This is a genomic window from Nocardia sp. NPDC049220, assembly GCF_040647855.1.
Taxonomy (GTDB): domain Bacteria; phylum Actinomycetota; class Actinomycetes; order Mycobacteriales; family Mycobacteriaceae; genus Nocardia.
On sequence record NZ_JBEZDA010000039.1, the window covers coordinates 1 to 12,704 of the forward strand.

Annotated in this window: 2 protein-coding genes and 1 pseudogene; 1 reads left to right on the forward strand and 2 read right to left on the reverse strand. The window is 65.2% G+C overall.

Features of this window, described 5'->3' with window-relative positions; genetic code table 11:
* Window positions 1–360, reverse strand: a pseudogene (locus AB0C34_RS31185) (cytochrome P450); the annotation flags it as partial.
* Between the two features lie 248 nt (window positions 361–608).
* On the opposite strand from AB0C34_RS31185, the gene AB0C34_RS31190 reads away from it, so the two are divergent.
* Entirely contained in the window at window positions 609–2,267 is a 1,659-nt protein-coding gene (locus tag AB0C34_RS31190; RefSeq protein ID WP_357080966.1) for a GMC oxidoreductase, read from the forward strand.
* An 18-nt stretch (window positions 2,268–2,285) separates the two neighbouring features.
* Here the strand turns inward: AB0C34_RS31190 and AB0C34_RS31195 are convergent, their stop codons facing one another.
* Window positions 2,286–12,695 carry an amino acid adenylation domain-containing protein gene (locus AB0C34_RS31195; RefSeq protein WP_357080969.1) on the reverse strand — a complete coding sequence of 3,470 codons (10,410 nt, stop codon included), beginning with the start codon at window positions 12,693–12,695 and terminating at the stop codon, window positions 2,286–2,288.
* Between the last annotated feature and the right edge of the window lie 9 nt (window positions 12,696–12,704).

Consider the following 12,704-nt stretch of genomic DNA (forward strand, 5'->3'; position numbering starts at 1 on the left):
CGGCGGATCGGTCACCAACATCGACGGCGGTTCCGCCAGGTTGGGCAGTCCCGGATCCGTCTTGGTCATCACCCAGCGAATCGGCTTCGGCAGAGCTGGATGGTTGGGCGTGACCACGATGAAGCGACGGTCTCGCAGAATGAGCCGGCACACTTCGTAGTCCGTTGTCACATGCACCCCCGACATCCGGGGTATCCGGCCCCGCTGCCGGATCTGCTCGACATACCGCGACGAGCCGAGCAAGCCATCCTGACCGACAGCGATCTGCCCGAGCGGATCGCCCCGACGTGCCGACAACCGGAGATAGAACCGCGGCAGGCCGTGCAGCATCAGCCACCGAATCCGCGTGCGCATCGACATCGTCACCTCCCAGTCCGACCTTCTCTCCCATGATAGAGAGCCGCTATGGTGGGGTCGCTGTTTGGCGCGGGGTCGCCGATCCTGTCGAGGATGTCGGGGACCTGGGGCCGGGAAGGTGCCGCACAGCCGTTCGCGGCGCCTCGAAGACTCGCCCGCGTGTCACCGTGTTGCCTTCGAACGCTCACCACGAGGGATAGGTTTGGCCGCTGGAGGTGGCGGAGCAACGTTCAGATCAGGTGAGGGGCACCATGGACAGGCGCGGATTCGTCAAGGGCGCCGGCCTGGCCGCGGCGATGCTGGGTTTTGCGGGCGGTGGCCCGCTTGCGACGGGCCGGTCCGCGGCGTGGGCCCAATATTCGTGGGCCGAAGACTACAGCCCGAGCCCGCGAGCGGCGCTGTACCGCAGCCTGGTGCCGGAGATCTTCGCACCGCTCCCCGATCCGCCCGATCATGTACCTGCGCTCGTCATAGGATCGGGTTTCGGAGCGGCGATCACCGCACTGCGCCTGGCACAGTCCGGGACCCAGGTCGCAGTGCTCGAGCGCGGGTCGCGCTGGCCGAGTGATCGGTGGCGCGACATCTTCGCCAACGACACGAATCCGGATGGCCGCGGCTTCTGGCATCGCACCATCTTCACCGGCGCGACCCGGATTCCCCAGCGGATCGATCCGTTCGGCGGGGTCCTCGACGTGTCCAGTTACCCAGGCATCGATGTGTGGCACGGCGCGTGTGTGGGCGGCGGCTCCGTGGTGTTCACCGGGGTGATGATCGCGCCGGAGCAGCGGTTCTTCGACAGCGTATTCCGTGGTGTGGTCGACTACCGCGAGATGCATGACGTCTACTACCCCAAAGTCCGAAAGATGTTGCGGCTGAGTTCGATCCCGAACGACCTCTATCACTCTTGTGCCTTCGCGCACGCGCGGGCCTGGGACGAGCAGGTCCGCGCGGCCGGCTATACACCACAGCGCATCGACGGCATGTGGAATTGGCACATCATCCGCAATGAGCTCGCCGGACGATCGAGGCCGTCGGCGACAGTCGGCCTTTCTGATCTCGGCAATTCCAACGGCGCGAAGTTCGATCTGAATCAGAACTACCTGCGCTACGCCGAGAGGACCGGCTGTGCCCGGATCTACCCGGGCCATCGCGTGGACGCCATAGCCAAGGAATCAGGAGCGTCAGGCCGTTATACCGTCGCCGTAACAAAACTCGCGCCTACCGGCGAGACGCTCCGCACCCGGACACTGACCTGCGACACGCTGTTCCTCGCCGCGGGCGCCATCGGCACCTCCGAACTGCTGGTGCGCGCGCGGGCAACGGGCGCACTGCCGAATCTGAACGAGCACATCGGCGAAGGCTGGGGCAGCAACGGCGACGTCGGCTTGGCGCGGCCGCTCAGGTCCTTCGACCTGGGCACGCAGGGCACACCGTCCGCGAGCCGGATACTGGACGAGGCGGACGCACCCGTGTCGCTGGAGAGCTGGTTCATCCCGGGCGCGACGTCCTTCGACATCGGTATTCTCGCATCGCTGGGCATCGTGCTCGATGACACCCGCGGCCGGTTCGTCTACGACTCGGCCACCGGACGGGTAGAGCTGGAGTGGCCGGACAACGCCGCCGCCGGCTACCTCGCGCGAGCCCGGGAAGTCAACAACAAGGTGGCCTGCGACTGCCCGCCGCTCACCCGACCGGCTTTGGACGCGGACGCCTCGTTCACCGCGCATCCGTTGGGCGGCGCGGTGATAGGACGTGCGACAGACCAGTACGGCCGGGTGCGTGGCTATCGAGGCCTGTACGTCATGGACGGCGCGGCTGTGCCCGGCAGCACCGGAACCGTGAACCCGTCGCTGACGATCTGCGCGCTGGCTGAGCGCAACATCGAACAGATCATTCGTTCTGGCGGGTAGACACTGTGTCCCGGCGATTCATGATCGGGCTGTCCTTCGGAAGTGGCCGCTGAGAACAAGTCCGATTGCGTGCAGCGCGTCGGGATCGGTCATCCGTTCGTGCCGGCCGGGAATGTGGTGTTCGGTGATCTGGCCGGTGATGTGGTCATGCCATGACCGGGCTGGCGAATGACCGTTGTTTGGATGAGCGCCGCCTGCGCTGAAGTAGATCAGGTCACCGTCGAAAAGTGCCGGCCGGTGGTTCAGGGCGAGATCGATGAGCCGGGTGTAGTCGCGGTGCAGAGTCGCGAGGTGCTCGGAGGTCACGGCGGTGAAGAGTCCGCCGTGTCGGCGCAGCAACTCGGCCGCGGCCTCGAAGGTGAGGTCGGCAGGGTCCGACGGAACGGCGAAGCCGCCGAACTCGGTAAGCATCTCACCGATGCTCGGTGTCCGAGCGCGGACGGTGCGCGCGGTCACGACGCGGGTGTCCATCATGGCGAGGGTGGCGACCGAGTCGCCGTCGCCGCGGAGTTGGACGGCGATCGCGTGGGCGATGGTGCCGCCGAGTGAGTAGCCGAGCACGTGGTACGGGCCGTGCGGCTGGACGGCCCGGATCTCCTGGACGTAGCGGGCGGCAAGTTGGTCGAGCGTGTCGAACCTCGCGGCGGGTTCGGTCATCGCCGGGGATTGCACCCCGTAGACGGGACGATCGGGCTCGAGGTGCCGCAGCAGACCGCTGAAACCCCATGCCAATCCGATAGCTGGGTGAACGCAGAACAGCGGCGGTTCGGACCCAGTGGCGCGCAAGGGAAGCAGGACCGACAGTGCGTCGCCCATGTCCGGTTCGTCGAGACCACGCAGGCGGTTGTCGATGCGTCGGGCAAGTGATTGCGGCGTGGGGTCGGTGAAGATCCATTGCACCGGCACGTTGGCACCGGTCGACTCCGCCAGCCGCGCCACCAACTGGGTGGCGGCCAGCGAGTTGCCACCGAGGGTGAAGAAACCATCGTCGACGCCGGCTCGATCGATGTGCAGGGTCTGGGTGAAGGCGTCGCAGACGGTGGCCTCGAGTGGGGTCGACGGCGCCCGGAACCGCGAGCGGCGCGGGTTCGGCGTAGGTAAGGCCCTCCGGTCAACTTTTCCGGTGGGGGTGATGGGTATTCGGTCGAGGGTGAGGATGGTGGTGGGGATCATGTGGGCGGGTAGTCGAGTCATGAGATACGTGGTGAGGGCGATGGTGTCGGGGATGGCGTCTGGGGTGGGTACGACGTAGCCGGTGAGTTGGTTGGTGCCGTTGGGTTGGGTGTGGACGGCGACGGCAGCCTGGGTGATGTCGGGGTGGCTGCGTAGCATGGTCTCGATGTCGCCGGGTTCGATGCGGTGGCCGTGAATCTTGAGTTGCAGGTCGCTGCGGCCGTGGTATTTCAGAGTTCGGTCCGTGGTCCAGGTGACCAGGTCGCCGGTGCGGTACATGCGAGTCCCGGTCGGCCCGTAGGGGTCGGGTACGAATCGGGCGGCCGTGGTTGCCGGTTGCTTCTGGTAGCCGCGGGCGAGGCCCGGCCCGGCCAGATATAGCTCGCCCACTACTCCCCGAGGTACGGGGCATAGCCTGCGGTCGAGTACGACGGCAGTGAATCCGCGAAGCGGACCGCCGATTGTCATCGGGTTGTCTGTGGTGGTGCTCGCGGGAGCGTCTGCGCAGCTCATGACCGTGGTCTCGGTCGCCCCGTAGGTGTTGATCACCGTGTGACCCGGCGTCCATCGGGTGGCCAGGTCCGGTGGGCATATCTCGCCGCCGAGAATCACGGTTGCGAGGGTGTCGAGTTCGACGGGGTCCAGCGATGCGAGCACAGTCGGGGTGAGGGCGGCATGAGTGACGTGTTCGGCGTTGATCAACTCGGCTAATTCGGTGCCGGCGACTACTGGGGCGGGGGCGAGGATCAGCGTCGCTTCGGCAGCAGTGGCGCTGAGCCATTCGAGAACCGAGACGTCGAAACTCGGGGACGCGGCGGCCAACACCCGAGAGGTCGGGGTGATACCGAAACGTTCCCGTGTTTCGGCGGCCAGGCTCGCTATCCCGGCTTGGGTGACGACCACGCCTTTGGGTGTGCCGGTGGAGCCGGAGGTGTAGATCAGGTAAGCCGGATGCTCGGGACGTAGCGGACGCGACCGATCGAGGTCGGAAATCGGTGCAGCACTAAGAGTCTCGTCGAGGTCGTCGACCATCAACCAATCGATGCTGTCAGGTAACTGTGTACGCACCGACGCCACAGTCACACCGATAGCCGCCTTCGAGTCGGTGAGCATGTGTTCGATTCGACCGGTCGGGTAGTTCGGGTCGATCGGCAGGAAAGCCGCGCCTGTCTTGGCTATGGCCCAGGTGGCCAGTACCGATTCGACCGAGCGTGGCAGGCCGATGGCCACACTGGTTTCCGGGCCCGCGCCGCGATCGATCAGTAGTCGGGCCAGCCGGTTGGACTCGGTGTCGAGTTGGCCATACGTCCAGCGCCGGTCCTCGCATACCACCGCGACTGCTGCGGGGTTTGTTCGCACTGCTGCCGCCAACAGTTCCGGTAATACCTTTCCGGGCATCGCCGCGATCCCCGACACCGAGGTCAGTTCACGGTATTCCCCGGCGGAGAGCAGATTCAGGCGGGCCAGTGGTAGGTCCGGGTCGTCGGTGACGTGGCCGATCACGCGAAGGACCCGTTGCAGGGTCGCGTCCATCGTGTCGTGGTCGAATAATTCCGGCAGGTATTTGATTCTGAGGTGCAGTCGCGTGTCGACATGCGCGACCACTCCCAGCGGGTAATGCGCGGCGTCGACACTGGCCACCCCCTGTAGTCGCATGCCGGCGATATCGGTATCGGTAGTCAGCCCCGCACGATCGACCGGATAGGACTCGAACACGGTCATCGTGTCGAACACCGCACCCGCGCCCGCGACCCGCTCGATGTCGGTCAAACCCACATGGTGGTGATCGAGCAACATGGTCTGCTCGGTCTGGATCCGGTCGAGTAGCTGTCCCAGGTTCTCGCCGCTGTCGAGACGCACCCGCACCGGTAGCGTGTTGACGAACAACCCGACCATCGATTCGATGCCCGCGAGCTGCGGAGGCCGACCGGAAACCGTCGCGCCGAACGTGACATCCTCCCGAGACGTCAACTCCCCCAATACAATCGCCCATGCCATCTGGACCACGGTATTCAGGGTGATCCCACGCCCCCGCGTGAAATCTGTCAACACCGTGGTCTGTTCCTCGGTCAATTCTCCGAGCACATCACGTGATTCGCTATAACGACGGCCGGGATCGATCGCAGCCAGCACGGTGGGCTCGTCGGCGCCGTTGAACACACGGGCCCACACCTCGAGTGACGTGACCCGGTCCTGCTCGCCCATCCACGCCAGGAAATCCCGATAGGGACGCACCGCTGACAGCATCCTGTCGTCGCCGTCGGTGGCATACACCACCAGCAACTCCTTCAGCAGCAGCGGCATCGACCAGCCATCCAACAGCAGATGATGATTGGTCAATACCAGGCGATAACGGTCGGGCCCGATCGTGACCAACATCCAACGCAGTAGTGGGGCGTGCGCGGGATCGAACCGGGTCGCCCGGTCCGCGGCCATCAACCGATCCCATTCCTGATCGCGTGCGTCCTCGTCCAACCCGGACAGGTCCAACTCCGACCACGACGCCTCGACGTCGTCACAGACCACCTGCACCGGCCCGATATCGGTGACAGTGACGAACGCAGTACGCAGATTCGGATGCCGGTCCAACAGCACCTGTCCGGCTCGACGTAGCCGACCGGGATCGACCTGGCCACCCAAGTCGAGGACCAACTGCACCATGTAAGCGTCCACCGACTCCTCGGATACCGTCGCGTGGAACAACAGTCCGGCCTGGAGCGGGGTCAACGGCCACACATCGCTCAACGCCGGATACCTGTCCTCGAGGCGTTCGATCTCGGACTGGCCCAATCGAACCAAATCCAGATCCGACGGCGTCCGGCCCCCAAGCCCGGCACCGGCACGCTGAGTATGTGTCGCCAACGCGGTCAGTACCTGACTCCACGACTCCGCCACCTCGCGCACCTCGACGGCGGTAAGAACCCCGACCGGATACGACCACGTTGCCCGCAACCGTGGTCCGCGACCGTCATCGAGGGTGAGAGCATTGACGTTGAGCACCGCGGGCACCGGCATATCCGGATTCGCCGCACCGGCGAACTCTGAACCGGACAGGCCGCCACCGTCATCGATGGGTATCCATCCGACCGCTTGCATATCGTCGGAAATCCCCACCGAAACGCGGCCGAGGTAGTTGAACCCGATCTGCGGCGCCGGCAATCTGCCCAGAATCGGTGCGGTGTCTTCGTTGAGGTACCGCAACAAGCCGTAGCCGATCCCGTGATCCGGAACAGCCAGAAGCGTTTCCTTGACCGACTTGATCGCAGCTCCCAACGCCGGCCCACCCGTGTAGGCCTCGTCGAGATCGATACCCGAAAGATCCAGACGCATCGGGAAACTCGTCGTGAACCAGCCAACCGTCCGGGTCAGATCCGCGCCCGGCACCGCACCATCCTCACGACCGTGCCCTTCGAGACCGATCAGCATCTCGGCGAGCGAACCGCCGGATCCCTCGGCCTCGTGCTCGTCTTCGCGCCGCCACTTCGTCACCGCCACCGCCAACGCGGCCAGCAGCCCATCGGCGACACTGCCATGGAACGCGGCGGGTACGTCGGTCAACAACGCCTCGGTCACCTCCGCGGACACCTCGACCTCGACCGTGCGCGTGGTACCCGCCACATCCACCGCAGGATCCAAAGGTCGCGACCCGATCACCGGATCGTTCGCCACAACCATTGCCCGCCACAACTCGAACTCCACGGCCCGCTGCGTGCGGTGAGCTTCTTCGACCAACCCATGCGCCCACCTACGCATCGACGTCCCCACCGGGGGCAGATCAGGTGCCTCACCAGCCGTGATCCGCGCCCACGCAACCGCGAGATCGGGCACCAACACCCGCCAGGAAACCCCATCGACCGCCGAATGATGCACCACCACCAACACCCGACCCGGCACCACCGCGTCCACCGGATCGAACCACACCACCTGCACCACAATCCCCGCGCTCGGATCGAGCCGGTCCGCGGCCGCATCCAACTCCGCGGCCGCCAACGCGCGCAACTCGTCGCCGGTCGCGCTCCCCGTGGTCACCACTCGGTGGATGATGTCGTCGGCTCGAACCACTCCGACCGGCAACACCTCCCACGTCCAACCCTCATCGGCGGCCGGGCGCAGCCGTGCGCGCAGCATGTCGTGCCGATCGAGCACTGCCTGCACAGTGCCCGCCAGCACCCGCCGATCGATTCCCGCAGGCAAACCCAACAGCATCGCCTGCGAGAAGCGACCGACCCCCGACGCCACCCCCTCGAGTAACCACCGCATGATCGGCGTCAACGGAATCGATCCCACACCCCCACCCGGCAGCTCCGCCGGAACAGGGGTGGCCGCGGCACCACCGTCGACGGCGACCCGAGCCAGCCCGGCAACCGTCTTATGGTCGAACACATCACGCGCCGAGAAAACCAGACCCGCCGCCCTCGCCCGAGCCACCAACTGGATCGACATGATGCTGTCACCGCCGAGGGCGAAGAACGAGTCATCCAGACCAACCGTTTCGATTCCCAACACATCAGCGAACGATTCGGCGATGGTGTGTTCGATCGGGGTCTGCGGCGCCCGGAAAACAGTGTTATCGGTGAACACCGGATCCGGTAACGCCCTACGATCCAGCTTGCCCACCGGCGTCAAAGGAATACCGTCGAGCACCATGATCGAGGCCGGCACCATATATGACGGCAACCGCCCCGCAGCGTGCTCGGCCAAAACCGCAGTATCGATCGAGTAGTCCGGCGCGGCAACAACATACGACACCAGCGCCTCGGTCCCCGAGCCGTTACGATGACCGATCGTCGCCGCGAAACCGACACTCTCGTGCGCGGCAAGCGCCGCATCGACCTCCCCCAGCTCGATACGCAGACCACGAATCTTCACCTGGAAGTCATTGCGGCCCAGGTACTCCAGCCCGCCGCCGACCGTCCTCCGTACCAGATCGCCGGTGCGGTACAGCCGTCCTCCGTGTGGGTCGAATGGGTTCGCCACGAAACGGGCGGCGGTCAACGCGGGCCACTCATGATATCCCCGTGCGACCTGCGCTCCAGCGATGTAGAGCTCGCCGACGGCCCGGTCCGGCACCAGAGACAACCGCGCACTCAGCACGTACTCGGTAATGCCACGGATCGGCCCGCCGATGGTCACCGGCTCGTCGAGTGCGAGCGGATCGCTGATATTGGTCATGATCGTTGTCTCGGTGGGCCCGTAGCCGTTGTAGAGCTCGCGGGTTCTGTTGCCGGAGATCGGCCGCACCCAGCGCCGCACAAGATCCGGGGGGCATGCCTCGCCGCCGGCGATCACGACGCGGAGCATGTCCAGGCCGGTCGGATCGAGGGAGGCCAGCGCCGAGGGAGTGATGAAGATATGTGTCACCTGTTCCCTGCGCAGCAGTGCGGCCAGCTCCGCACCGGCGTAGACGGTCGGCGGTGCCACCACCATGGTCGCGGCACCACCGACGGCGAGCAGCAGTTCCAGTACCGAGGCGTCGAACGACGGGGACGCGAGATGCAGGGTGCGTGAGTTGCTCGTCACCCGGTAGCGTTCGCGCTGTTCGTCGCTGAAACTCGATAGTCCGGCTTGGGTGACGACCACGCCTTTGGGTGTGCCGGTGGAGCCGGAGGTGTAGATCAGGTAAGCCGGATGCTCGGGACGTAGCGGACGCGACCGATCGAGGTCGGAAATCGGTGCAGCACTGAGAGTCTCGTCGAGGTCGTCGACCATCAACCAATCGATGCTGTCAGGTAACTGTGTACGCACCGACGCCACAGTCACACCGATAGCCGCCTTCGAGTCGGTGAGCATGTGTTCGATTCGACCGGTCGGGTAGTTCGGGTCGATCGGCAGGAAAGCCGCGCCTGTCTTGGCTATGGCCCAGGTCGCCAGTACCGATTCGACCGAGCGTGGCAGGCCGATGGCGACACTGGTTTCCGGACCTGCGCCGTGTCCGATGAGTAGTCGTGCTAGCTGGTTGGATTGGGTGTCGAGTTCGTTGTATGTCCGGTGTTGGTCGTTGTAGACAACTGCTGTTGCTGTGGGGTTTGTTTGTACCGCAGTGGCGAGTAGTTCTGGTAGGACTTGTCCGGGTGTGGCCGGGGTGCCTGATATCGATGTCAGTTCTCGGTATTCGGTGGGGGTGAGTAGGTTGAGGCGGGCCAGTGGTAGATCGGGGTTGTCGGTGAGGTGGCCGATCACGCGAAGGACCCGTTGCAGGGTGGCGTCGATCGTGTCGTGGTCGAAGAGTTCGGGTAGGTATGTGATTTTGAGGTGTAGTCGTGTGTCGAGGTGGGCGACCACTCCGAGTGGGTAGTGTGCGGCGTCGGTACCGGTGACATCTTGTAGCCGCATGCCGGCGATGTCGGTGTCGGTGGTCAGTCCGGCTCGGTCGACCGGGTAGGACTCGAACACGGTCATCGTGTCGAATACCGCGCCGGGGCCGGCGACCCGCTCGATGTCGGTCAGTCCGACGTGGTGGTGGTCGAGCAACATGGTCTGTTGGGTTTGGATCCGGTCGAGTAGCTGTCCCAGGCTCTCGCTGCTGTCCAGACGCACCCGCACCGGCAGTGTGTTGACGAACAGTCCGATCATCGCTTCGATGCCGGGGATTTGTGGTGGTCGACCGGAGACGGTGGAGCCGAATGTGACGTCTTCGCGGGAGGTCAACTCTCCCAACACGATCGCCCACGCCAGGTGGATCACTGTGTTGAGGGTGATCGCGCGGGCTTTGGCGAGGTCTGTGAGTGTGGCGGTTTGTTGTTCGGTCAGTTCGCCGAGCACGTCACGTGATTCGGTGTAGCGGCGGCCGGGATCGATCGCCGCTACCAGGGTGGGTTCGTCGGTGCCATCGAACACCCGAGCCCACACCTCGAGTGCGGCGGCGCGGTCTTGTCCGGCCATCCATGCCAGGAAGTTTCGGTAGGGGTGGACAGCGGGCAGTATCGTCGTGTCGCTGTCGGTGGCGTACGCCACCAGCAGCTCTTTCAGCAGTAGTGGTGTGGACCAGCCGTCGAGTAGGAGGTGGTGGTTGGTCAGCACCAGCCGGTGGTGATCGGGCGCGATGGTGACCAGCATCCAGCGCAGTAGTGGGGCGTGTGCCGGGTCGAATCGGGTTGCCCGGTCCGCGGCCATCAACCGGTCCCACTCCCGGTCGCGTGCGTCCTCGTCCAACCCGGACAGGTCGAGTTCTGACCAGGGTGCTTCGAGGTTGTCGGTGATTACTTGGACCGGTCCGGTGTCGGTGTCGGTGATGAACGAGGCGCGCAGGTTCGGATGCCGGTCCAGTACTGTCTGTCCGGCTCGACGTAGCCGGGCGGGTTCGATGTCTCCTGCGAGGTCGAGAACCAGCTGCACCAGATAGGCATCTACCGATTCCTCGGATACCGTCGCGTGGAACAACAGTCCGGCCTGGAGCGGGGTCAACGGCCACACATCGCTCAACGCCGGATACCTGTCCTCGAGGCGTTCGATCTCGGACTGGCCGAGTCGAACCAAATCCAGATCCGACGGTGTCCGACCCCCAAGACCAACACCGGTGTGGGTGTGGGTGTGGGTCGCCAAGATGGTCAGTACCCGATTCCAGGAGTCTGCCATCTCGCGTACTTGGGGCGCGGTGAGTACCCCGTCCGGGTATGACCAACTCGCGTGTAGGCGTGGCCGGTTTCCGTCGTCGAGGGTGTAGGCGTTGACGTCGAGTACCGCGGGTATCGGCATGTCCGGGTTTCGGGCACCGGCGAGTTCGCTACCCCAACGGCCGCCGTCATCGAGGGGTATCCATCCGACCGCTTGCTGGTCGTCGGCGACCCCTACCGTGACCCGACCGAGATAGTTGAACCCGATCTGCGGCACCGGCAGGCGGGCCAGGATCGGTGCGGTGTCCTCGTTGAGGTACCGCAACAACCCGTAACCGATCCCGTGATCGGCAACAGCCACAAGCGCTTCCTTGACCGACTTGACCGCAACCCCCAACGCCGGCCCCCCGGTGTACGCGTCGTCGAGATCGATACCCGACAGATCCACACGCATCGGGAAACTCGTGGTGAACCAGCCAACCGTCCGGGTCAGATCCGCGCCCGGCACCGCGGCATCCTCACGACCGTGGCCTTCCACACCGATCAGCATCTGCGCGAGCGAACCACCCGACAATGCCGCACGCCCATACCCGGGGTCGTCTTCGGATTCATCTGAGTGTTCGCGTCGCCACTTCGTTATCGCCACCGCCAGTGCGGCCAGCAGCCCGTCGGCGACGCTGCCGTGGAATGCCGCGGGCACGTCGGTCAACAGTGCCTCGGTCACCTCCGCGGAGACTTCGATCTCGATGGCGGCGGTGGTAGCGGCCACATCAACCGCGGGATCCAACGGTCGCGACCCGATCACCGGATCGTTCTCGATGGCCATGGCCTGCCACGTTTCGAGTTCCGCGATCCGGTGCGCGTGGTGGGCTTCCTCGACCAGGCCGTGTGCCCACCTGCGCATCGAGGTTCCGACCGGGGGCAGCTGCGGTGACTGTCCGGCGGTGATCTGGGCCCACGCCAACGCGAGGTCGGGCACCAACACCCGCCAGGAAACCCCATCGACCGCCGAATGATGCACCACCAGCAACACCCGACCCGGCTCGGTCGTGTCTGCCGGGTCGAACCAGACCACCTGCATGACGATCCCCGCGCTGGGATCGAGCCGGTCGGCGGCGGCATCCAACTCCGCGGCCGCGATCGCACGCAACTCGCCCGCGCTTGCTCGCGGTTCGCTCTGCACGCGGTGGATGATGTCGTCGGCTCGCACCGTTGCGACCGGCAGCGTCTCCCACGTCCACCCCTGATCGGTAAGCGGATACAGACGTGCGCGCAGCATGTCGTGTCGATCCAGCACCGCCTGCACCGTGCCCGCCAATGTCTGCCGGTCGATCCCCACCGGCAAACTCAATAACAACGCCTGCGAGAAACGACCCGACCCCGAGCCCGACCCGGACTCTGTCTGGGCGAGGAGCCATCGCATGATCGGTGTCAACGGTATCGGCCCGACACCGCCGCCGGGCAGTTCCTCCACAACAGCGACAGCAGCACCGGTATCGCGCACAGCGACCTGGGCCAAACCCGCGACGGTTTTACGTTCGAACACCTCCCGCGCGGAGAACACCCACCCCGCCGCCCTGGCCCGGGTCACCAACTGGATCGACATGATGCTGTCGCCACCCAGAGCGAAGAACGAATCATCCACACCCACCCGCTCGAGCCCGAGAATCTCAGCGAACGACTCAGCGATAGCCCGCTCCACCGAGGTAGC

Bases quoted from the DNA above. Each gene is read 5' to 3' on its own strand.
- AB0C34_RS31190 (WP_357080966.1), top strand. From the start codon at position 609: ATGGACAGGCGCGGATTCGTCAAGGGCGCCGGCCTGGCCGCGGCGATG.